General features: G+C 72.9%; 20 protein-coding genes. 15 read left to right on the top strand and 5 right to left on the bottom strand.

Annotated features, from left to right (window positions below; genetic code table 11):
- Positions 1-26: 26 nt before the first annotated feature.
- Positions 27-386, bottom strand: coding sequence for an SsgA family sporulation/cell division regulator (locus tag ACFVYX_RS17625; protein ID WP_389682261.1), 360 nt, complete (start codon positions 384-386; stop codon positions 27-29).
- 218 nt (positions 387-604) lie between these two features.
- On the opposite strand from ACFVYX_RS17625, the gene ACFVYX_RS17620 reads away from it, so the two are divergent.
- From ACFVYX_RS17620 to ACFVYX_RS17605, 4 genes are all read left to right on the top strand, one after another.
- On the top strand, positions 605-1,648 hold the full coding sequence (locus ACFVYX_RS17620; RefSeq protein WP_389682260.1) for an energy-coupling factor ABC transporter permease: 1,044 nt from the start codon (positions 605-607) through the stop codon (positions 1,646-1,648).
- 1 nt (position 1,649) lies between these two features.
- Positions 1,650-2,414 carry a cobalt ECF transporter T component CbiQ gene (cbiQ, locus tag ACFVYX_RS17615; protein WP_389682259.1) on the top strand — a complete coding sequence of 255 codons (765 nt, stop codon included), beginning with the start codon at positions 1,650-1,652 and terminating at the stop codon, positions 2,412-2,414.
- The gene (locus ACFVYX_RS17610; RefSeq protein ID WP_389682258.1) at positions 2,411-3,157 is read left to right on the top strand and encodes an energy-coupling factor ABC transporter ATP-binding protein; all 747 of its coding nucleotides are present in this window, start codon (positions 2,411-2,413) and stop codon (positions 3,155-3,157) included. Before cbiQ ends, ACFVYX_RS17610 begins: the two co-directional genes overlap by 4 nt.
- Before the next feature lie 102 nt (positions 3,158-3,259).
- Positions 3,260-4,417 carry a serine hydrolase domain-containing protein gene (locus tag ACFVYX_RS17605; RefSeq protein ID WP_389682354.1) on the top strand — a complete coding sequence of 386 codons (1,158 nt, stop codon included), beginning with the start codon at positions 3,260-3,262 and terminating at the stop codon, positions 4,415-4,417.
- Positions 4,418-4,426: 9 nt separating this feature from the next.
- Here ACFVYX_RS17605 and ACFVYX_RS17600 read toward each other — a convergent pair whose 3' ends face one another.
- Positions 4,427-5,044, bottom strand: a complete 618-nt coding sequence (locus ACFVYX_RS17600; RefSeq protein WP_389682257.1) for a LysE family translocator — start codon at positions 5,042-5,044, stop codon at positions 4,427-4,429.
- A gap of 141 nt (positions 5,045-5,185) precedes the next feature.
- On the opposite strand from ACFVYX_RS17600, the gene ACFVYX_RS17595 reads away from it, so the two are divergent.
- Complete coding sequence (locus ACFVYX_RS17595) at positions 5,186-5,977, top strand: SDR family NAD(P)-dependent oxidoreductase (protein WP_389682255.1); 792 nt, start codon at positions 5,186-5,188, stop codon at positions 5,975-5,977.
- A 93-nt stretch (positions 5,978-6,070) separates the two neighbouring features.
- Positions 6,071-6,679, top strand: coding sequence for a dihydrofolate reductase family protein (locus ACFVYX_RS17590; protein ID WP_389682254.1), 609 nt, complete (start codon positions 6,071-6,073; stop codon positions 6,677-6,679).
- Positions 6,680-6,720: 41 nt separating this feature from the next.
- Here ACFVYX_RS17590 and ACFVYX_RS17585 read toward each other — a convergent pair whose 3' ends face one another.
- The gene (locus ACFVYX_RS17585; protein ID WP_389682253.1) at positions 6,721-8,364 is read right to left on the bottom strand and encodes a penicillin-binding transpeptidase domain-containing protein; all 1,644 of its coding nucleotides are present in this window, start codon (positions 8,362-8,364) and stop codon (positions 6,721-6,723) included.
- Between the two features lie 111 nt (positions 8,365-8,475).
- Complete coding sequence (locus tag ACFVYX_RS17580; RefSeq protein WP_389682252.1) at positions 8,476-8,883, bottom strand: MerR family transcriptional regulator; 408 nt, start codon at positions 8,881-8,883, stop codon at positions 8,476-8,478.
- 49 nt (positions 8,884-8,932) lie between these two features.
- Between ACFVYX_RS17580 and ACFVYX_RS17575 the strand changes: the two genes are divergently transcribed.
- On the top strand, positions 8,933-9,829 hold the full coding sequence (locus ACFVYX_RS17575) for an NAD(P)-dependent oxidoreductase (protein ID WP_389682251.1): 897 nt from the start codon (positions 8,933-8,935) through the stop codon (positions 9,827-9,829).
- 46 nt (positions 9,830-9,875) lie between these two features.
- Here the strand turns inward: ACFVYX_RS17575 and ACFVYX_RS17570 are convergent, their stop codons facing one another.
- The gene (locus ACFVYX_RS17570; RefSeq protein WP_389682250.1) at positions 9,876-11,618 is read right to left on the bottom strand and encodes a dolichyl-phosphate-mannose--protein mannosyltransferase; all 1,743 of its coding nucleotides are present in this window, start codon (positions 11,616-11,618) and stop codon (positions 9,876-9,878) included.
- Between the two features lie 52 nt (positions 11,619-11,670).
- Between ACFVYX_RS17570 and rsmI the strand changes: the two genes are divergently transcribed.
- The 8 genes from rsmI to ACFVYX_RS17530 all read left to right on the top strand — a co-directional run bounded on the left by rsmI (position 11,671) and on the right by ACFVYX_RS17530 (position 20,942).
- Positions 11,671-12,540, top strand: a complete 870-nt coding sequence (gene rsmI / locus ACFVYX_RS17565) for a 16S rRNA (cytidine(1402)-2'-O)-methyltransferase (RefSeq protein ID WP_389682249.1) — start codon at positions 11,671-11,673, stop codon at positions 12,538-12,540.
- Positions 12,541-12,848: 308 nt separating this feature from the next.
- A complete protein-coding gene (locus ACFVYX_RS17560) occupies positions 12,849-13,340 on the top strand; it encodes a hypothetical protein (protein ID WP_389682248.1) in 492 nt (163 codons plus the stop codon).
- A 102-nt stretch (positions 13,341-13,442) separates the two neighbouring features.
- Complete coding sequence (locus tag ACFVYX_RS17555) at positions 13,443-14,312, top strand: TatD family hydrolase (protein WP_389682247.1); 870 nt, start codon at positions 13,443-13,445, stop codon at positions 14,310-14,312.
- A 72-nt stretch (positions 14,313-14,384) separates the two neighbouring features.
- Positions 14,385-15,683 (top strand): ubiquitin-like domain-containing protein, encoded by a 1,299-nt coding sequence (locus tag ACFVYX_RS17550; protein ID WP_389682246.1) that lies wholly within the window; start codon positions 14,385-14,387, stop codon positions 15,681-15,683.
- 16 nt (positions 15,684-15,699) lie between these two features.
- Entirely contained in the window at positions 15,700-16,572 is an 873-nt protein-coding gene (gene rsmA, locus ACFVYX_RS17545; protein WP_266892799.1) for a 16S rRNA (adenine(1518)-N(6)/adenine(1519)-N(6))-dimethyltransferase RsmA, read from the top strand.
- Entirely contained in the window at positions 16,569-17,474 is a 906-nt protein-coding gene (locus tag ACFVYX_RS17540) for a 4-(cytidine 5'-diphospho)-2-C-methyl-D-erythritol kinase (RefSeq protein WP_389682245.1), read from the top strand. The genes rsmA and ACFVYX_RS17540 overlap by 4 nt, the downstream gene beginning before the upstream one ends.
- A 135-nt stretch (positions 17,475-17,609) precedes the next feature.
- Positions 17,610-18,905 (top strand): acyltransferase, encoded by a 1,296-nt coding sequence (locus ACFVYX_RS17535; protein WP_389682244.1) that lies wholly within the window; start codon positions 17,610-17,612, stop codon positions 18,903-18,905.
- A 231-nt stretch (positions 18,906-19,136) separates the two neighbouring features.
- Positions 19,137-20,942, top strand: coding sequence for an ABC-F family ATP-binding cassette domain-containing protein (locus tag ACFVYX_RS17530; RefSeq protein WP_389682243.1), 1,806 nt, complete (start codon positions 19,137-19,139; stop codon positions 20,940-20,942).
- The last annotated feature ends 56 nt before the right edge of the window (positions 20,943-20,998 follow it).

Below are 20,998 nucleotides of genomic sequence, written 5' to 3'. Positions count from 1 at the left end.
GCCCGCCCCGCCCCGCGCGTACGCCGTCAGTGTGTCGTCATCGACGCACCGGCGGCGTACGTGTGCCGGAGGAAGCGCAGCAGGGCGGCGGTGTCGAACTGGACGACGGCGACCCCGTCGTCCGCGTGGAACTCGACGACCGTCTGCACCCGCCCGCACGGCCACACCTCGATGTCGCCGCGGCGGGACGGGACGCGGAGCCCGTGCTCCAGGAGGGCGCGGGGGAAGGACCACTCGACGTCGTGGGGGAAGACGAACCGGACGGTCGCCGGGGAGGAGTCCGGGTCGTAGCGGAGGGCCACCGGGACGGGTCGGGAGAGCGGTGCGTCGCTGATGATCCGGCCCTTGGCGTGGTCGTCGACTTCGCGGTCGTGCGCGGCGGCCATCGGGGGCTCCTCACGGTTTGTCCTCTTATCGACTAATGTTTCACTCCTTCCCTTCGGGCGCGCGGCGCATGCGTGGAGGGCCCCGGGTGTGGGCGGGCTCACGCGTGACCGCGCCCCGGACCCGGAGGGATGGGCGGGCTCACGCGTGACCGCGCGCCGCCGTTCTGTGACCCGAGCGCTCTTGCAAGTGCTTCGCAAGAGCGCTCATCATTCAGTACGTGCATGTACCTGACGGATTCATCAACGCCCCCGTATCGGTCGCCGCCGGTGTCGTCGCCGCCGGCGCCGTCGCCGTGAGCCTGCGGGGCGCCCGCCGCGAGCTGGACGACGGCCACGGGGGAGACCGCACGGCCCCGCTCGCCGGGCTCGTCGCCGCCTTCGTCTTCGCCGTGCAGATGCTGAACTTCCCGGTCGCCGCCGGGACCAGCGGACATCTGCTCGGCGGCGCGCTCGCCGCGATCCTCGTCGGGCCCTGGACCGGCGTCCTGTGCATCGCCGTCGTCCTGCTCATGCAGGGCCTCCTCTTCGCCGACGGCGGCCTCACCGCCCTCGGCGTCAACATCACCGTCATGGGCGTCGTCACCGTCGTCGTCGCCTACGCGCTCTTCCGCGGCCTCGTCCTCCTGCTGCCCCGCACCCGCGCCTCGGTGACCGTGGCCTCCTTCGTCGCCGCGCTCGTCTCCGTACCGGCGTCTGCCGCCGCCTTCACCCTGCTCTACGCGATCGGCGGCACCACCGACGTCCCGCTGGGCAAGGTCCTCACGGCCATGGTCGGCGTGCACGTCCTCATCGGCGTCGGCGAGGCCGTCATCACCATGCTGACCGTCGGCGCGGTCATCGCCGTCCGCCCCGACCTCGTGTACGGCGCCCGCGGCCTGACCGCGCCGCTCAAGCTCCGCGTCGACGGCGAACTGGTCGACGCCGCACCGGCGGCCGCTCCCGCGGCCGGCGGGTCACCGAAGAAGCTGTGGATCGGCGGCGTCGTCACCGCCCTCGTCCTCGCCGGCTTCGTCTCCTTCTACGCCTCCGCCAGCCCCGACGGCCTGGAGAAGGTCGCCGCCGACAAGGGCTTCGACAGCAAGGTCGAGGAGCACGCCGCCGCCGGCTCACCGCTCGCCGACTACGGCGTCGAGGGCGTCGAGACCGCCCGCCTCTCCGGCGGCCTCGCCGGAGTCATCGGCGTGGGCGCGACCCTCGCCGTCGGCACGGGCGCCTTCTGGGTGGTCCGCCGCCGCAGGAACGAGACCGGGGCGCAGGTCTGACGTGGGAGCGGGGCACGCACACCAGCTCTACCGGCACGCGCGGTCGCCGGTCCACGAGCTGCCCCCGCACACCAAGCTCGCCGCCGTCCTCGGCTTCGTCGTGGTCGTCGTCTCGACGCCCCGCGAGGCCGTCTGGGCCTTCGCCTGCTACGCCCTGCTCCTCGCGGCCGTGGCGGCGAAGGCCAGGATCCCGGCCGGCTTCCTGCTCAAGCGGCTCCTCATCGAGGTGCCGTTCGTCGCGTTCGCGCTGCTCATGCCCTTCGTCGTCCCCGGCGAGCGGACGACCTTCCTCGGGGTGTCGCTGAGCGTCCCCGGTCTGTGGGGCGCCTGGAACGTCCTCGCCAAGGGCACCCTCGGCGTCGCCGCCTCCGTGCTCCTCGCCTCCACCACCGAACTGCGCGACCTGCTCCTCGGCCTCCAGCGGCTGAGGCTGCCGCCGATGCTCGTCCAGATCGCCTCGTTCATGATCCGGTACGGCGACGTCATCACCGACGAGATGCGCCGCATGTCCGTCGCCCGCCGCTCCCGCGGCTTCGAGGCCCGGGGCGTACGGCACTGGGGCGTCCTCGCCAAGTCGGCGGGCGCGCTCTTCATCCGCTCGTACGAACGCGGGGAGCGGGTCCACCTCGCCATGATCAGCCGGGGCTACACGGGCACCATGCCGGTCATCGACGAGGTGACCGCGAGCCGCCCGCAGTGGGCGTACGCCGCCGCGCTGCCCCTCACCGCACTCGTGATCTGCCTCCTGGGATGGACGCTCCGATGACCCTTGCCCCGTCTCTCGAGGTACGCGGCCTCGCGTACGCGTACCCCGACGGCCACCAGGCCCTGTTCGGTGTCGACCTGACCGTCGGGCGCGGCGAGCGGGTCGCGCTCCTCGGCCCCAACGGCGCCGGCAAGACCACCCTGGTCCTCCACCTCAACGGCATTCTCACCGGCGGCGCGGGCGGGGTCACCGTCGCCGGGCTGCCCGTCGGCAGGAAGCACATGGCGGAGATCCGCCGCAAGGTCGGCATCGTCTTCCAGGACCCCGACGACCAGCTGTTCATGCCGACCGTCCGCGAGGACGTGGCCTTCGGCCCGGCCGCGGCGGGCCTCAGGGGCGCCGACCTGGAGGCCGTCGTGACCCGGGCGCTCGAACGGGTCGGCATGGCGGAGTACGCGGACCGGCCGCCGCACCACCTGTCCTTCGGGCAGCGCCGCCGGGTCGCCGTCGCGACCGTCCTCGCCATGGAACCGGAGATCCTCGTCCTCGACGAACCCTCCTCCAACCTGGACCCGGCCTCGCGCCGCGAACTCGCCGACATCCTCCGCTCCCTCGACGTCACCGTCCTCATGGTCACCCACGACCTGCCGTACGCCCTGGAGCTCTGCCCGCGCGCGGTGATCCTCAGCGAGGGCGTGATCGCCGCCGACGGCCGCACCGGCGAGATCCTCGCCGACGAGGAGCTGATGGCCCGGCACCGCCTGGAGCTGCCGTTCGGCTTCGTACCGGCCTCGGTGGTCTGACCCCGGAATCCGGCCGTCTCCCCTCACGTTGCACCATGGAGCCGGTCGGAGCCGGCCGTGGTCCGGTCGTGGTCCGGTCGAACGAGAGGGAGCGTGGCACAGGTGGACGTCCAGGGCACGGTGGCGGCGGGCTGGGAGCCGGTCAGGGACGCGTTCCTGCGCAACTTCGAGCAGCGCGGCGAGCGCGGGGCGGCCGTCGCCGTCCACCGCGACGGAGTGAAGGTCGTCGACCTGTGGGCGGGCAGCCGTGACGTCGACGGCACCGACCCGTGGACCGAGGACACCGCCCAGGTCGTCCGTTCGGCCACCAAGGGCGTCGCCGCCACCGTCCCCCTGCTGCTGCACCAGCGCGGCCTGCTCGACCTGGACGCCCCGGTCGCCGCGTACTGGCCCGGCTTCAAGGCGGCAGGGAAGGACCGGGTGACCGTGCGCGAGCTCCTCGCGCACCGGGCGGGCGTCCCCGTCCTCGACCGCCCCCTGACGCTCGCCGAAGCGACCGACCTGCCGACGGCGACCGCCGCCATCGCCGCCCAGGCCCCCGTCTGGGAGCCCGGCGCCGCCCACGGCTACCACGCCCACACCTTCAGCTGGCTGCTCTCCGGACTGGTCCACCAGGTCACCGGCCGCACCATCGGACGCTGGGTCGCCGACGAGATCACCGGCCCCCTCGGACTCGACCTGTGGATCGGACTGCCCGAGGCGGAGACCCACCGGGTCGGCAGGATCGGCCCGGTCGAGGAGATCGAACCGGCCGGAAGCGGCGCCCTCAAGCTCCGGCCCAAGCGGTCCGTCTCCGAGGCCTACAAGGACCCGGAATCCCTCACCCGGCGCGCCTTCGGGGTCATCGACCCCAAGCCCGACGAGAACGACCCCGCCTACCGGGCCGCCGAACTGCCCGGCTCGGCCGGGGTGGCGACCGCCCGCGCCCTCGCCGCCTTCTACGCGGCCACGCTCGGCGGGCTTCTCACCGCGGACACCCTCACCCTCGCGCGGACCGAGGAGTCCGCCGGCCTGGACAAGGTGCTGCTCGTCGGCACCCGCTTCGGCCTCGGCCACATGCTGCACGGCCCGGCGTCCCCGCTCCTCGGCCCGTCGTCCTTCGGCCACCCCGGCCGCGGCGGCTCCCTGGGCTTCGCCGACCCCGACTCCGGGATCGCCTTCGGATACGTCACGAACGGCATGCGCAGGACGGTGACGGCGGACCCGCGCGCCCAGTCCCTCGTGAGGGCGGTGCGGGCGGTGGCGTCGCCGGTGGACTGACCCGCCGGATCAGGCGACGGCCGGCGTCAGCGCGAGCACCATCCCGAGCCCGACGAGGACGGTCCCGATCACCTTGTTGAGCACGGCCTGCTTCCGCAGCAGGCGGGCGCGCAGGCCCTCCTGGGAGAACAGGACGGCGGCGAGACCGAACCACACCAGGTGCGCGAACGACATGAACAGGCCGTAGCCGATCTGCTGGACGACGGGGGTGTCGGCGCTCACGACCTGCGTGTACGTGCTCAGGACGAAGAGCATCGTCTTCGGGTTGAGCGCGTTCGTCAGGAACCCGGTGCGCAGCGCCCCCGCCTTGGACAGGCCCGCGCCGTCCGAAAGGTCGACGTCCACCCGGGACTTGGTGACGAAGGTCCTGTACCCGATGTACACCAGGTACGCGGCGCCGATCAGCTTCATCGCGGTGAACAGCATCGGCGAACGGGACACCAGCAGGCCCACGCCCAGCATCGTGTACGTGACGTGGACGAGCACGCCGAGGGCGATGCCGACGGCCGCGAGCACGCCCGCCGTGCGCCCGTACAGATAGCTGTTGCGGACGGTCATGGCGAAGTCCGCGCCGGGGCTGATGACAGCCAGAATGGTGATGACCGCCACGGCGATCAGCTGAGTCATGTTTCCGTCCCCCGCACCCGCGCGCCCCGCGCCTCAGGACGGCCCTGTGACGCTAGCCGATCGACGGCCCGCCGCGCGAGGGCGAGATGACAGAGTCGGGGCGGCCTGGCGCGGCCGGGGCGTCGGTGCTGAGATCGGCCCATGGAACTCACCAGGCGGTTCGACGGATACGGAGTACTGGTCACGGGCGCGGCACGCGGCATCGGCGCGGCCACCGCCCGGCGCCTCGCGGCGGAGGGCGCCAGGGTCCTGGTCACGGACGTCGACGCGGAGGAGGCCGGGAGGACGGCGGCCGGCATCCCCGGCGCGGCGGCCCTGCGCTGCGACGTGGCCGACCGGGCCTCGGTGGAGGCGGCGGTGGCGTACGCCGTGGAGACCTTCGGCGGTCTCGACGTCCTCGTCAACAACGCCCTCGCGCCCGTCGCCCCCGACCGGGACCGCTTCGAGGACGAGCCCGACGACGGCTGGACCGCCCAGCACGACGTCACCTTCATGGGCGCCGTCCGCTGCTCCCGTGCGGCGCTGCCGCACCTGGCGGCGGCCGGCGGGCGCGGGGCGATCGTGACCATCGGCTCGGTCAACGCCGAGGCGGACTTCGGCGGCCACGCCTACAGCGCGGCGAAGGCGGCCCTGGCGTCCCTCACCCGCACCCTGGCGGGCGACGCGGCGCCGCGCGGGGTCCGCGTGAACCAGATCGACCCGGGCACGATCGCGACGACGGCCTGGGCGGGCCGGGAACCCCAACTCGCCGCACTGGCGGACCGCGTCTACCCCCTGGGCCGCGTCGGCGCCCCCGAGGACGTGGCCGCGGCCGTCGCCTTCCTCGCCTCCCGCGACGCGTCCTGGATCACCGGCACGGTCCTGCGGGTGGACGGCGGACTGCTCGCGGTGAACACCCACTTCGCGGAGGTACTGGGCGACGACACCCCCTAGGTGTACGGGTGATGCCAGGGATCCCGCGAGCCGCGACCGCTCCCGGGCATCCGGCGGCCGTACGGTCGAATCCCCCCACCGAGAGGACTTCTGATGCGCAGCGTGACCTATTCGATGGGCGTCTCGCTCGACGGTTACACCGTCGGGCCGGACGGCGGCTTCGACTGGTCGGAGCCCGACGAGGAGCTCCACCGCTTCTTCAACGACGAGCTGCGGCAGATCGGCGTCCATCTGATGGGACGCCGGCTGTACGAGACGATGCTGTACTGGGAGACCGCCGACCAGGACCCCTCGCTCGGCGACGCCATGCTCGAATGGGCCGCGCTCTGGAAACCGCTCCCCAAGGTCGTGTTCTCCACCACGCTGTCGGAGGTGCAGGGCAACGCCCGTCTGGCCACCGGCAGCGTGGCCGAGGAGATCGCGCGGCTGCGGGCCGAGCCCGGGGAAGGCGAGATCGCGATCGGCGGCGCCACTCTCGCCGCCGAGGCGGCCGCACACGGCTTGATCGACGAGTACCGGCCCAGGGTCTACCCGGTCTTCGTCGGCGGCGGCATTCCGTACTATCCCCGGCGCGAGCAGCGGATGGACCTCGAACTCCTCGAAACCCGCACCCTCGGCTCACAGGTCGTCTGCCTCCGGTACGGCGTGGTGCGCCAGGAGGCCGGAGGGCTTGCCCGAAGGGCGGGGCGGCCCGCACCGTAGTGGTGGTGGTACGGGCCATGCGGCCGGGTTCCGATGCGCGGTCAGCCCGCCTTCAGGACCGTCCCCACGACCTTGCCCGCCGAGTCGCCGCCGTGGCCGCCCTCCTCGACGACCGCCGCCGCCGCGAGGTCGCCCGAGTAGCCGGTGAACCAGCTGTTGGACGTGGCCTGGCCGTCGACCTCGGCGGAGCCGGTCTTGGCGCCCTTCGGGAAGGGGACACCGGCCATCGCCTCCGCCGCGGTGCCGTGCCCCGTCGCCGCCGCGTTCATCATCTTCTGCAGCCCCAGGGTGACCTCGGAGGAGAGCCGGTCGGCCTGGGCGAACTCCCGGTCGTCGAGCGACCGCGCCACCAGGTACGGCTGGAGGAAGCCGCCGTTCTTCGCGGTGGCGGAGAGCGAGGCGACGTTCAGCGCGCTCATCGTGATCCTGCCCTGGCCGATGTACGAGGCCGCCGTCTCGCCCCCGGACGACTCGGGCACGTTGCCGTCCTCCGTCGGGACGCCGACCTTCCAGGTGAGGCCGATGCCGAAGGAACGGCGGGCGGTTTCGCCGAGGACGGTGTCCTCGATGTCCTTGTCGCTGAGAGGGCCGAGCGACTTGATGAAGGCGGTGTTGCAGGAGCGGCTGAAAGACTCGGTGAACGTGCCGCCGTCGATCTTGAAGTTGTCCAGGTTGTGGAAGGGGACACCCTTCCAGAAGACCTGGGCGGGACACTCCACCGTGCTCCCGGGCGTCGCCAGACCGTTCTGCATCATCATCGCCGCCGTCACGATCTTCATCGTGGAACCGGGGGCCTGCTTGCCCAGGAACGCCGTGTTGTAGCCGCCCGCCGGGCTGTTCGCGACCGCCCGTATCGCGCCCGTCGACGGCTCGATCGCCGCCACCGCCGCCTGCCCGTACGCCTTGACCGCCTTCTCGGCCGCCGCCTGGACGTCCGGGTCGATGGTGGTCTTCAGGGTGCCGGGCTTGCCCTTCTGCAGGACCAGTACCGTGGTGTCGGGGACGGTCTCGCTGCCCGAGTCGATCCACGTCTCGATCCCGGTCGTGCCGCCGGTCCTCGCCCCGTACCGGGTGCGCAGGTCGGCGATGATCGGCGCGAGCGAGGGGTACTTCTCCACCGACAGCTCGTCGCCGTTCTTGTCGACGGCCTTCACGGTCGCGGTCTTCGCCTCGCCCGTGCGCAGGGTGGCGTCGGCGCCGAGCAGCTTCGGGTGGAGCACGGACGGCGCCCACTTCACCAGCGGCCGGCCCGTGGACTCGCCCCGCACCACGGTCAGGGCGGAGGCGTACGACCAGGGCTTCGACACGCCCTCGTAGGTGACGGTCGCCTTCACCGTGAACGGGACCTTCGTCCCGACGGGCGTCCCCGGCGTGATGGTGGCCTCCGAGACGCTCGCGCCCTCCCGGTACGCGGCCACGGCGGGGCCTGCCGTGACCGGGTCGTTCGTCAGCTGCCCGGCTTTCTCGGGCTCCCCTGCCGCCCAGGCCGCCAGGAACTCCGCCGCGGTGGTGGTGACCTCGTCGGGAGTGACGGGCCCTGTTCTCGGCGCGTCGCCGGACTGGGACCCCACGGACGTGTCGCCGCCCGTGATCCCGTTCCACAGGTTGTAGCCCCCGTACCCGACCCCGCCCGCCACGACGGCGAACACTCCCCCGACTATCGCGACCTTGGCTCCACTGCGCATGACTGCGGTTCCCCTCCCCAGGTGGCCGTCCAGTCAAGCAGCGTCCCTTCCGTGTGTCGAGCAACTAACGGCACATCCGTCACGTGGTCCGGGCGCCTCCGTGAGGAACGTTCAGGCGCGGGCCCGCTCCAGGCCGGAACCGTCGAAGGGCGGGTAGTTCTCGTCGCTCACGCGTTCGGCCGCGTCGATGTAGACGGCGAGAGCGGCGCGCGACCGGGCCAGCTGCTCCATCCGGTCGTCGATCCGCCGCATCCGTGACCGCATCGCGGTCAGCAGCTCCGGGCAGCCGAGCAGCTCCGGCGTCTCCCCGACCGCGCAGGGCAGCAGGTACGCGATGTCCTCGGAGGACAGTCCCGCGTCGAGCAGGTGCCTGATCTGCCGCACGCGCAGCACGGCACTCTCGTCGTAGTCGCGGTATCCGTTCGCGCCGCGCCCGGCCTCAAGGAGGCCCTGGGCCTCGTAGTAGCGCAGCTGATGCGTGTGGACGCCCGTCCGGCGGCTCAGCTCTCCGATCCGCATCGAAGCCTCCCTTGACCTTCACACCGGTATCAACGTCGACGATGCTGCCATGACCGACAACAACGCCTCCGCATCCCCTACTCCCGTGACCGTCATCGGACTTGGCCTGATGGGCCGGTCGCTCGCCGGCGCCTTCCTGAAGGCCGGCCACCCCACCACCGTGTGGAACCGCACGGCCTCCAAGGCCGATCTCCTGGTCGCCGAGGGCGCCCGCCTGGCGCCGACGGCCGGCGACGCGGTCAGGGCCGGCTCCCTGACGATCGTCTGCCTCACCGACTACCGGGCCGTGCGCGAACTGCTCGGCGCGAGCGACGTCGACCTCGACGGCACGACGCTGGTCAACCTGACCTCGGGCGACTCCGCCCAGGCCCGGGAGGCCGCCCGCTGGGCCGGGGAGCGCGGCGCCCGCTACCTGGACGGCGCCATCATGGCCGTACCGCCGGTGATCGGAACCGCCGACGCGGTGATCCTGCACAGCGGACCGCACCAGGCCTTCGAGGAGTACGAGTCGGCGCTCGGCGCGCTCGGCACCGTGACCCACCTCGGCGAGGACCACGGACTCGCGTCGCTGTACGACATGGCCGGCCTCACCATGATGTGGAGCGTCCTCAACGCCTGGCTCCAGGGCACCGCCCTGCTCAGGACGGCCGGCGTCGACGCGGCGACGTACGCGCCGTTCGCCCGGCAGATGGCCGCCGGGGTCGCCGAATGGCTGCCGGGGTACGCCGGGCAGATCGACCGCGGCTCCTACCCGGCGGAGGTGGCGGCCCTGGAGACCGACGCGCGGGCGATGGCCCACCTCATCGAGGAGAGCGAGGCTCTCGGCGTCAACGCGGAACTGCCGAAGCTGTTCAAGGCGATGGCCGACCGCGCGATAGCGGCCGGACACGGCGGGGAGCAGTACCCGGTCCTCATCGAGGAGTTCACGAAGCCCGCCGGCGCCTGACGGCCGACGGCCGGGGGCGCGTGCGTCGCACCCCCGGCCGTCACCGTCACACCCAGGTGTCGAGCCACATCCGCCCGCGCCACTCGTCCATCGGGATCGGGGTGCCCGTGTAGATCGGCCAGAAGTAGATGAAGTTCCAGACGATCAGCAGGACCAGGCAGCCCGCCGCCACCGCGCCGAACGTGCGGCGCCGTTCCGACGAGCCCGCCGGGCCGATGATCGCCCCCAGCATCATCGCCACGGCCAGGCACAGGAAGGGCACGAAGACGACCGCGTAGAAGAGGAAGATCGTGCGTTCCTGGTAGAGGAACCAGGGGACCCAGCCGGCCGCGACGCCGCAGGCGATCGCGCCCGCGCGCCAGTCGCGGCGGAACGCCCAGCGCCACAGGACGTACAGGATCGCGAAGCAGGCGGCCCACCACAGGAGCGGGGTGCCGAGCGCCAGGACCTCCTGCGCGCACTTCTCCTTCGTCGTGGCCGGGCAGCCCGCGGTGCCGGGGGCGGGGGACTCGTAGAAGTAGGAGACGGGCCGGCCGAGGACGATCCACGACCACGGGTTCGACTCGTACGTGTGCGGCGACGTCAGGCCGACGTGGAAGGTGTACACCTCGGTCTCGTAGTGCCAGAGGCTGCGCCACCAGTCCGGCATCCAGCCCCACATGCCGCCGCCGTCGAGCTTGTCCTGCTGGGCGGCCCAGCCGCGGAAGTACCCCTTGTCGCTGACGATCCAGCCCGTCCACGTCGCCAGGTACGTGACGACCGCCACCGGCACCACCGACACGAATGCCGGGACGAGGTCCTTCGTGATCACCGCGACGTACGGGCGGACCGCGCCCGCCGTGCGCCGGCCGCCGATGTCCCACAGGACCGTCATCAGGCCGAAGGCCGCCATGACGTACAGGCCGTTCCACTTGGTTCCCGCCGCGAGCCCCAGCATCACACCCGCCGCGATCCGCCACGGCCGCCACCCCAGGCGCACGGACTCCGCGATCTCCGCGTCGGGCCGCAGCACCCCCTCCTCGTCCTCCGGGAGCGCGCCCGCGAGCCGTTTCCGGACCCGGTCGCGGTCGAGGACCAGGCAGCCGAACGCGGCGAGCACGAAGAACATCAGCACCTGGTCGAGGAGCGCGGTACGGCTCATCACGAAGTGCAGCCCGTCGACGGCGAGCAGCAGGCCCGCCAGACAGCCCAGGAACGTCGAGCGGAAGAGACGCCGGCCGATCCGGCACAGCATCAGCACGGACAGCGTGCCGAGCAGCGCCACCATGAAGCGCCAGCCGAACGGCTCGAAGCCGAACATCCTCTCGCCGAGGCCGATGACCCACTTGCCCATCGGGGGATGGACGACGTAGCCGGGTTCGGTCGGCACGATCACCGAGCCGGGGTCCGCCAGGATCGTCTTGTCGATGTCCTTCGGCCACGCCCCTTCGTAGCCCTGGTTGATCAGGGCCCAGGAGTCCTTGGCGTAGTACGTCTCGTCGAATATCACCGCGCGCGGCTTGCCCAGGTTCCAGAACCTCAGCAGCCCCGCGACCGCCGTGACCAGGAGCGGACCGCCCCAGGCCATCAGCCGCCACAGCCGCTCCGCGGGCCCCGGGCCGAGGCCGATGAGCGACATCACGCGCTCGGAGGGGCGGGTGTACGCGGGGACGAGCCGCTCACGCAGCCCGATGGGTGCGGCGCTTCCGGTGGGCGGCGCGTAGCCGAAACGCCGGAGCCGCTGTTGCCACGAAGAGGGCTCTGCCACGGCGTGCCGGCCCTCCAGGGCCTCGGGTGCGGTACTGGTCACCGCGCCATCGTAGGGAACGCGCCTGTGCGCGTCGCCTGTCCGGGCTGGGAGGATGACCCCTGTGACAGGAACGCTGGTACTCGCAGGGACCCCCATCGGTGACATCGCGGACGCTCCGCCCCGACTCGCCACCGAGCTGGAGAGCGCGGACATCGTGGCCGCCGAGGACACCCGGAGGCTGCGGGGTCTGACCCGGGCGCTGGGCATCCACACCACGGGACGGGTCGTCTCGTACTTCGAGGGCAACGAGTCCGCCCGTACGCCGGAACTCGTCGAGGCCCTGGCCGGCGGCGCCCGGGTGCTGCTCGTGACCGACGCGGGCATGCCGTCCGTCTCGGACCCCGGCTACCGGCTCGTCGCCGCGGCCGTCGAGCAGGACATCAAGGTCACGGCCGTCCCCGGCCCGTCGGCCGTGCTCACCGCGCTCGCCCTCTCCGGGCTGCCCGTGGACCGTTTCTGCTTCGAGGGCTTCCTGCCGAGGAAGGCGGGCGAGCGCCTCGGACGGCTCCGCGAGGTCGCGGACGAGCGCCGCACCCTCGTCTACTTCGAGGCCCCGCACCGGCTCGACGACACGCTCGCCGCGATGGCCGAGGTCTTCGGTGCCGAGCGCCGCGCCGCCGTCTGCCGCGAGCTGACCAAGACGTACGAGGAGGTCAAGCGAGGCCCGCTGGCCGAGCTCGCGGCCTGGGCGGCCGAGGGCGTACGGGGCGAGATCACCGTCGTCGTCGAGGGCGCCCCGGAGACCGGCCCGGCCGAACTCGACGCCGAGGAGCTGGTGCGCAGGGTGCGGGTGCGCGAGGAGGCGGGGGAGCGGCGCAAGGAGGCGATCGCCGCGGTCGCCGCCGACGCGGGGCTGCCGAAGCGGGAGGTGTTCGACGCCGTGGTGGCGGCGAAGAACGCGGAGGGACCGGCGAAGAGCTGACGCCGGCTGACCGCCGTCACGCCCTTCGGCCGGATGACGACCAACCTGTACGCGGGCGAGGGCTCGACGTTCAACAGCGTCGCCCAGGCGCGAGTGAGGTACCCGGCCGCCCCTCCCCCGAGCTCCACGGGGAGGGGCGGTCAGGGCGTCCTGTGCTGATTTATTCTGAAAGGTAAAGCCGAACCCGGCGCCGGGACAATTCCCAGGGGCGCTTGGCAAGGGAAGAGCCAAAAGCCTCCCATGGTTCGATCCCCGCTGATGCGCTCCGGCCCGAAAAGGCGTCCACTGATCAGTGGAGAGGAGCTGGCATGAGCGAGATCACCGGCACCGGCATATCCGTCGCCCACGAGGCGTACGCCTTCGCCTGCATGCGCTGTGGATACGGCTGGGAGCAGGCGTACGACATCGAGCACCACGTCGACGCCGCCGGCCATGAATTCGTCGTCTACAAGGCCGAAGGCGAGCGGGTCCCGTCCCCGCTCTCCAGCCCCACCTGCATGAACTGCGGCGGCCACGTCGTCCGCATCATGCGCGCGGGGCAGGTGTCGTCGGTGCTCGACCTGATCGCCGCGACGGAGAAGCACCAGCACGGTGCGAGGGCGACCAAGCCCGTCTCGCCGTCCGGGCCCATCGGGCAGGAACTCACCGAGAACCCCTCCCGGCCGGGCCGGCGGGAACGCGGCGAGGACCTCTCCCGGCCCCAGGGGCGCGAACCCGGCGAGGAGACCCCCGAGAGCCCGCCGGTGCCGCACCACTGGCACCTCTCCGACCTCCTGCACCCCTTCCGGCGGCAGCACTGACCGGCTCCCGGCGCCGCGGGTGACCCGGCGCGCGGGCGCTCCCGGCCCGGCCGGCGGGAGACCCCGCGCGCGGGCACTCATCGCCCTCGTACGATCGGGGGCATGAGTGCCAAGGACGCCCCGCCCCCGCTGCCCGAACCCCTCCTCGTGGAGGTCGCGGACTCGCACACCCACCTGGACCTGCAGTCCGGGACCGTCGAGGAGGCCCTCGTCAAGGCCGCCGCCGTCGGGGTGACCACGGTCGTGCAGGTCGGCTGCGACGTGAAGGGCTCCCGCTGGGCCGCGGAGACCGCCGCCGCCCACGAGCACGTCCACGCGGCCGTCGCCCTGCACCCCAACGAAGCGCCCCGGATCGTCCTCGGGGACCCCGACGGCTGGTCGCGGCAGGGTGCCCGCGACGGCGGCGGTGACGCGGCCCTCGACGACGCCCTCGCCGAGATCGACCGGCTCGCCGCCCTCCCGTATGTCCGCGGGGTCGGCGAGACCGGCCTCGACTTCTTCCGTACGGGCCCCGAGGGCATCGCCGCGCAGGAGCGTTCCTTCCGCGCCCACATCGAGATCGCCAAGCGCCACGGCAAGGCGCTCGTCATCCACGACCGCGAGGCCCACGCCGACGTGCTGCGCGTCCTCGACGAGGAGGGCGCCCCCGAGCGGACCGTCTTCCACTGCTACTCCGGCGACGCCGCCATGGCCGAGATCTGCGCCGCCAAGGGGTACTACATGTCCTTCGCGGGCAACGTCACCTTCAAGAACGCCCAGCACCTGCGGGACGCGCTCGCCGTCGCCCCGCTGGAACTCGTCCTCGTCGAGACGGACGCCCCCTTCCTCACCCCGGCGCCCTACCGGGGCCGCCCGAACGCCCCGTACCTGATCCCGGTCACCCTCCGGGCGATGGCGGAGGTGCGGGGCATCGGGGAGAACGACATGGCCGAGGCGATCGCCGTGAACACCGCCCGCGCCTTCGATTACTGATGCATAACGGTTACGTGTCGTAGTCGGGTCGTCCGGGAGAGTCACCGGGGCCGGGGCTAGGGTCCCGGCCTCGTGAGCACTTCCCAGGGCAGTCACCGAGCCGGACGGCGGGGCGCCGCGGCCACCCTGCCCCTCCACGAGCAGCAGACGCTGGCCGCGCCGCTCGTCCTTCCCCCCGCCGGCCCGCTCCCCGGCGCGGCCCCGGGAGCCGTCCCCGGGCAGGGCTCCCGTGCCGGGTCCCGGCGTGCCGCCCGCCGCCGCAGGGCCTCAGGGCCCGCCGGGGAAGGCCTGCGGCGGCTCGTCCCGCAGGCCCTTGTCGTCGCCTTCCTCGCCGGCGGCACCAGCGCCTTCGTCGCCGACGACAAGGCGGTCCGGCTCTCCGTCGACGGCGTGCCGCGCACCCTCCACACCTTCGCCGACGACGTCCACGAACTCCTCGCCGACGAAGGGCTGACCGTCGGCGACCACGACATCGTCGCGCCCGCCCCCGCCGAGGCGCTGACCAGCGGCGACGAGATCGTCGTCCGCTACGGCCGCCCCGTCGCCCTCACCCTCGACGGCCGTCGCCGCCAGGTGTGGACGACCGCCCGCACCGTCGAGGGCGCCCTGCGCCAGCTCGGGGTCCGCGCCGAGGGCGCCTACCTCTCGGCCTCCCGCGGCGCCCCCATCTCCCGCCAGGGCCTCGCCCTCGACGTCCGCACCGAGCGGACGGTCACCTTCCTCGCCGACGGACGCGAGCGGACCGTCCGCACCAACGCCGCCACCGTCCGCGAGGCCCTCACCGAGGCCGGGATCACCCTCTCCGGGCAGGACGCCACCTCCGTCGCCCCCGACTCCTTCCCCCGCGACGGCCAGACCGTCACCGTGCTGCGGATCACCGGCTCCCGGCAGGTCCGGGAGGAGGTCATCCCGTACGCCGTCGAGCGGACCCGCGACCCCGACCTCTTCGCCGGCACCGAGGCCGTCGAACGCCAGGGCGCCCAGGGCGTCCGCCGCGTCACGTACAGCCTCCGCACGGTCAACGGCGTCCGCCAGAAGCCCCGCAGGATCGCCGAGGAGATCGTCCGCGAACCGGTCACCCGGAAGGTGCGGGTCGGCACCCGGCCGCTCCCCACCTCCGTCGCCGGCGCCGACGGCCTCGACTGGGGCGCGCTCGCCGCCTGCGAGTCCGGCGGCCGCCCGAACGCGGTCGACCCCTCGGGCACGTACGGCGGGCTCTACCAGTTCGACCCCGGCACCTGGCGCTCCCTCGGCGGCAGCGGCACCGCCCAGGACGCCCCCGCCGCAGAACAGACCTTCCGGGCCAAGAAGCTCTACGTGCAGCGGGGCGCGAGTCCGTGGCCGCACTGCGGCCGGAGGCTGTACCGGTGAGCCGTAGGCTGTACCGGTGAGCACCACCACCGGCCCCGAAAGCCCCGACGCCCTCCTCGGCCCCGCCGACATCCGTGAGCTGGCCGCCGCCCTCGGCGTGCGCCCCACGAAGCAGAAGGGCCAGAACTTCGTCATCGACGCCAACACCGTCCGGCGGATCGTCCGCACGGCCGGGGTGCGCCCCGACGACGTGGTCGTGGAGGTGGGGCCAGGACTCGGCTCCCTCACCCTGGCCCTCCTGGAGGCCGCGGACCGGGTGACGGCCGTCGAGATCGACGACGTCCTCGCCGCCGCGCTGCCCGCCACGATCGCCGCCCGCATGCCCGCGCGCGCCGACCGCTTCGCGCTCGTGCACTCCGACGCCATGCACGTCCAGGAGCTGCCGGGCCCGGCACCGACCGCGCTCGTCGCCAACCTGCCGTACAACGTCGCCGTGCCGGTCCTCCTCCACATGCTGGAGCGCTTCCCGAGCATCGAGCGGACCCTCGTCATGGTCCAGGCGGAGGTCGCCGACCGGCTCGCCGCCAAGCCGGGCAACAAGGTGTACGGCGTGCCGTCGGTCAAGGCCAACTGGTACGCCGAGGTCAAGCGCGCCGGGTCCATCGGCCGGAACGTCTTCTGGCCCGCACCGAACGTCGACTCCGGCCTCGTCTCCCTGGTCCGCCGCACCGAGCCCCTCGCGACCACCGCCACCCGGCAGGAGGTCTTCGCGGTCGTCGACGCGGCCTTCGCCCAGCGCCGCAAGACGCTGCGCGCGGCCCTCGCGACGTGGGCGGGCTCACCCGCGGCGGCCGAGGAGGCCCTGGTGAAGGCCGGGATCTCGCCGCAGGCGCGCGGCGAGGCGCTGACGGTGGAGGAGTTCGCCCGGATCGCGGAGGCGAAGGCGTGAGCGGGGCCGTCACCGTCCGCGTCCCCGCCAAGGTCAACGCGCAGCTCGCCGTCGGCGCGGCCCGCCCCGACGGCTTCCACGACCTGGCCAACGTCTTCCTCGCCGTGTCGCTGTACGACGAGGTGACGGCGACGCCCGCCGAGACCCTCACGGTCACCTGCGAGGGCCCGGACGCCGACAAGGTGCCGCTGGACCGCACCAACCTGGCCGCGCGCGCCGCCGAGCTGCTCGCCGCCCGGCACGGCCTCTCCCCGGACGTGCACCTGCACATCGCCAAGGACATCCCGGTCGCCGGCGGCATGGCGGGCGGCAGCGCGGACGGTGCGGGCGCCCTCCTCGCCTGCGACGCCCTGTGGGGCCTGAACTCCTCGCGCGAGGAGCTCCTGGAGATCTGCGCGGAACTCGGCTCCGACGTGCCGTTCAGCCTGGTCGGCGGGGCGGCGCTCGGCACCGGACGCGGGGAGATGCTGACGGAACTGCCGGTCGGCGGGACCTTCCACTGGGTGTTCGCCGTCGCCGACGGCGGCCTTTCGACGCCGACGGTGTTCGGCGAGTTCGACCGCCTCACGGCGGGTGCCGAGATCCCCGAACCCACCGCTTCCCCGGCCCTCCTGGACGCCCTGCGCACCGGCGACACCACCGCCCTCGCGGCCGCCCTCACCAACGACCTCCAGGCCCCGGCGCTCTCCCTGCGCCCGTCGCTCGCGGACACCCTGACGACGGGTACGGAGGCGGGGGCGCTGGCCGCCCTCGTCTCCGGCTCGGGGCCGACGACGGCGTTCCTGGTGAAGGACGCGGAGTCGGCGAGGACGGTGGCCGCGGCCCTGACCGCCTCGGGCACCTGCCGCACGGCGCGCGTGGCGACGTCCCCGACACAGGGCGCGGTCGTCCTCCCGGCCTGACCCGCCGCGCCCGCCGGGGCCCGCTGCCCCCGTGGGGCAATCGCCCCGCGAGGCGGGAAAGGCGGCCGGATACTCAGGGCGCGGTGAGTACTCCCGCCCTTTCGCCCGTACGGGCCGGCGCGGGACCGTACGCCCATGGGAAACCGTCTCCGCGCGCGCGACCTCGCCGCCGCCACCCCCGCCACCCGCGACCGGTACGTCGACCTGCTCCGGGTCGCCTCGCTCGCCGTCGTGGTGCTCGGGCACTGGCTGATGGCTGCCGTCACCGGCGACGGGCAGGTCGGCAACCTCCTCGCCGTCGTGCCGGAACTCCAGCTCGTCACCTGGGTGTTCCAGGTGATGCCGGTGTTCTTCTTCGTCGGCGGCTTCTCGCACGCCCTCGCCCACCGCTCCCGCCCCCGGTACGCGGCCTTCCTGCGGGCCCGGCTCCAGCGGCTGCTGCGGCCGACGATGGTGTTCGTCGGGGTGTGGGGCGCGGCGGCGCTCGTCCTCCAGCTGTCCGGGGCGGACGGCGGCCTGACCGGCGTCGCGCTGCGGCTCGTCACCCAGCCGCTCTGGTTCATCGGGATCTACCTGGCGATGGTCGCGTTCACCCCGCCGCTGCTGCGGCTGCACGAGCGGTACGGGTGGGGCGCGTTCGCCGGGCTCGCCGGGGCGGCGGTCCTCGTCGACGTCCTGCGGTTCGCGGCGCACGTCCCGTTCGTCGAGTTCCTGAACTTCGCGTTCGTGTGGCTCGCGGTTCACCAGCTCGGCTTCCTGCGCGCCGACGGCATGATCCGCCGCCCCGCTCTCCTGGCAGGCGCGGGACTGATCGGCGCGACCGCGCTGGTCGCCCTCGGGCCGTACCCGCTGTCCATGGTGGGGATGCCCGGCGAGAAGGTCTCCAACATGGCCCCGCCGACCCTCGCTCTGCTCTGCCACGGCCTGTGGCTGGTCGGCGCGGTCGAGCTGCTGAAGGGGCCGGGGGCACGACTGGTGGCCCGCGCCGGGGTCTGGCGGGCGGTGGTCGCCGCCAACGGGATCGCCATGACCGCGTTCCTCTGGCACCTGACGGCCATGCTCGGGGTGTACGGGGCGATGCTCGGGTCCGGCGTCGGCCTGCCCGCTCCGGCCTCGGGCGCCTGGTGGGCGCAGGTGCCCGTCCGTATCGCGGCGGCGGCCGTCCTCACGGCGCTGCTCGTCGCCGCCTTCCGCCGCTTCGAGGCCCCGGGCCCCACCCGCAGGGACGGCGGCTCAGGGCCGCTCGCGGCCCTCGGCGTCACCCTGGCGCTCTTCGGCGTCCTCGGCCTCTCCGCGACCGGCCTCGGCGGCATCCTGGACGGCCACACCGCGACCCTGATCGCGTTCGAACTCACCGCCCCGGCGGCGGTGGCGCTGGCCCTCGTGGGCTGGCTGCTCGTCGAGTGGCCTACATCTCGTCGATCGCGGTGAGGTCGATGCGTCCACCGTCCAGCCGTCCTGCGGGGCTGCGGCCATTGCTTTGCTCCGCCCTCGGCCTTCGGCCCGGTCGTCGGCTCGGCGGTCAGGGTTCCTCCCATGCTGGGATTCTTCGGCCTGCCGTCCACGGTAACGGCAGAACGTCGATCGCGTCGTCACAAAGAGTGACCGGGCCGTCCAGCGTCTACCCTGGGGCGTCGAACGATCCCCCCGTACAGGAGTGAAATGGCCGTCAACCTCGTCAACGTCGAGGCCGTCAGCAAGGTCTACGGCACCCGTGCCCTCCTCGACGGGGTCTCGCTCGGTGTCTCCGAGGGGGACAGGATCGGGGTCGTGGGCCGCAACGGCGACGGCAAGACCACCCTCATCCGGATGCTCGCCAGGCTGGAGGAGGCCGACAGCGGCCGCGTCACCCACAGCGGCGGGCTGCGCCTCGGGGTGCTCACCCAGCACGACTCGCTCGACCCGAAGGCCACCATCCGGCACGAGGTCATCGGCGTCATGGCCGACCACGAGTGGGCCGGCAGCGCCAAGATCCGTGACGTGCTCACCGGGCTCTTCGGCGGGCTCGACCTGCCCGGCTTCGAGCACGGCCTGGACACCGTCATCGGCCCGCTCTCCGGTGGCGAGCGGCGGCGCATCGCGCTCGCCAAGCTCCTCATCGACGACCAGGACCTGATCGTCCTCGACGAGCCCACCAACCACCTCGACGTCGAGGGCATCGCCTGGCTCGCCCAGCACCTCCAGACCCGCCGCTCGGCGCTCGTCTGCGTCACCCACGACCGCTGGTTCCTCGACCAGGTCTGCACCCGCATGTGGGACGTGCAGCGCGGTGACGTGCACGAGTACGAGGGCGGCTACTCCGACTACGTCTTCGCGCGGGCCGAACGCGAGCGCATCGCCGCCACCGAGGAGACCAAGCGGCAGAACCTGATGCGCAAGGAGCTGGCCTGGCTGCGGCGCGGCGCCCCCGCCCGTACCTCCAAGCCGCGCTACCGCATCGAGGCCGCCAACGAGCTGATCGCCGACGTGCCGCCGCCGCGCGACACGTCCGAGCTGATGAAGTTCGCCAACGCCCGCCTCGGCAAGACGGTCTTCGAACTGGAGGACGTGACCGTCACCGCGGGACCCAAGACCCTTCTGCAGCACCTCACCTGGCAGCTCGGCCCCGGCGACCGGATCGGCCTCGTCGGCGTCAACGGCGCGGGCAAGACCTCACTCCTGCGCGCACTCGCGGACGCGGCCGTCAGCCAGGGCGAGATCCAGCCCGCGGCCGGCCGGGTCAACGTCGGCAAGACCGTCCGGCTCGCCTACCTCTCCCAGGACGTCACCGAACTCCCCGGCACCCTGCGGGTCCTGGAGGCCGTCCAGCAGATCCGCGACCGGGTCGACCTCGGCAAGGGCCGCGAGATGACGGCCGGTCAGCTCTGCGAGCAGTTCGGCTTCACCAAGGAGAAGCAGTGGACGCCGGTCGGCGACCTCTCCGGCGGCGAGCGCCGCCGTCTCCAGCTGCTGCGCCTCCTCATGGACGAGCCCAACGTCCTCTTCCTCGACGAGCCCACCAACGACCTCGACATCGAGACCCTCACCCAGCTGGAGGACCTCCTCGACGGCTGGCCGGGCTCCATGGTCGTCATCTCCCACGACCGGTTCTTCATCGAGCGGACCACGGACAAGACGCTCGCGCTGCTCGGCGACAGGACCCTGCGGATGCTGCCGCGCGGCATCGACGAGTACCTGGAGCGGCGCCGCAGGATGATCGAGGCGTCCGTCCCGGCGCCCGCCGCCGCGCCCGCCCCGCAGAAGGCGGGCGTCTCCGCCGCGGACTCCCGCGCCGCCAAGAAGGAGCTGCAGAAGGTCGAGCGGCAGCTCGACAAGGTCTCCCAGAAGGAGACCAGGCTGCACGCGCAGATCGCCGACAACGCCACCGACTTCGAGAAGGTCGCGAAGCTCGACGCGGAGCTCCGGGAACTCGCCGGGGAGCGCGAGGAGCTGGAGATGCGCTGGCTCGAACTGGCCGAGGACGCATAACGAGGGCATCACAGGCCGGTCCTCCCTTGGGTACAAGGGACGGACCGGTCGCTTTT

The organism is Streptomyces sp. NPDC058326 (assembly GCF_042879855.1).
Taxonomy (GTDB): Bacteria; Actinomycetota; Actinomycetes; order Streptomycetales; family Streptomycetaceae; genus Streptomyces.
The sequence above is the reverse complement of the archived record's forward strand: the minus strand, read 5'-3'. Positions and strand labels throughout refer to the sequence as shown.

Coding starts and splice junctions, on each gene's coding strand:
- ACFVYX_RS17600 (WP_389682257.1), bottom strand. CDS start 5,044: ATGACTCAGCTGATCGCCGTGGCGGTCATCACCATTCTGGCTGTCATC.
- rsmI (WP_389682249.1), top strand. CDS start 11,671: ATGACCCCTGTGACAGGAACGCTGGTACTCGCAGGGACCCCCATCGGT.
- ACFVYX_RS17595 (WP_389682255.1), top strand. CDS start 5,186: ATGGAACTCACCAGGCGGTTCGACGGATACGGAGTACTGGTCACGGGC.
- ACFVYX_RS17585 (WP_389682253.1), bottom strand. CDS start 8,364: ATGCGCAGTGGAGCCAAGGTCGCGATAGTCGGGGGAGTGTTCGCCGTC.
- ACFVYX_RS17560 (WP_389682248.1), top strand. CDS start 12,849: ATGAGCGAGATCACCGGCACCGGCATATCCGTCGCCCACGAGGCGTAC.
- ACFVYX_RS17590 (WP_389682254.1), top strand. CDS start 6,071: ATGCGCAGCGTGACCTATTCGATGGGCGTCTCGCTCGACGGTTACACC.
- ACFVYX_RS17610 (WP_389682258.1), top strand. CDS start 2,411: ATGACCCTTGCCCCGTCTCTCGAGGTACGCGGCCTCGCGTACGCGTAC.
- ACFVYX_RS17535 (WP_389682244.1), top strand. CDS start 17,610: ATGGGAAACCGTCTCCGCGCGCGCGACCTCGCCGCCGCCACCCCCGCC.
- ACFVYX_RS17530 (WP_389682243.1), top strand. CDS start 19,137: ATGGCCGTCAACCTCGTCAACGTCGAGGCCGTCAGCAAGGTCTACGGC.
- ACFVYX_RS17575 (WP_389682251.1), top strand. CDS start 8,933: ATGACCGACAACAACGCCTCCGCATCCCCTACTCCCGTGACCGTCATC.
- ACFVYX_RS17580 (WP_389682252.1), bottom strand. CDS start 8,883: ATGCGGATCGGAGAGCTGAGCCGCCGGACGGGCGTCCACACGCATCAG.
- ACFVYX_RS17555 (WP_389682247.1), top strand. CDS start 13,443: ATGAGTGCCAAGGACGCCCCGCCCCCGCTGCCCGAACCCCTCCTCGTG.
- ACFVYX_RS17625 (WP_389682261.1), bottom strand. CDS start 386: ATGGCCGCCGCGCACGACCGCGAAGTCGACGACCACGCCAAGGGCCGG.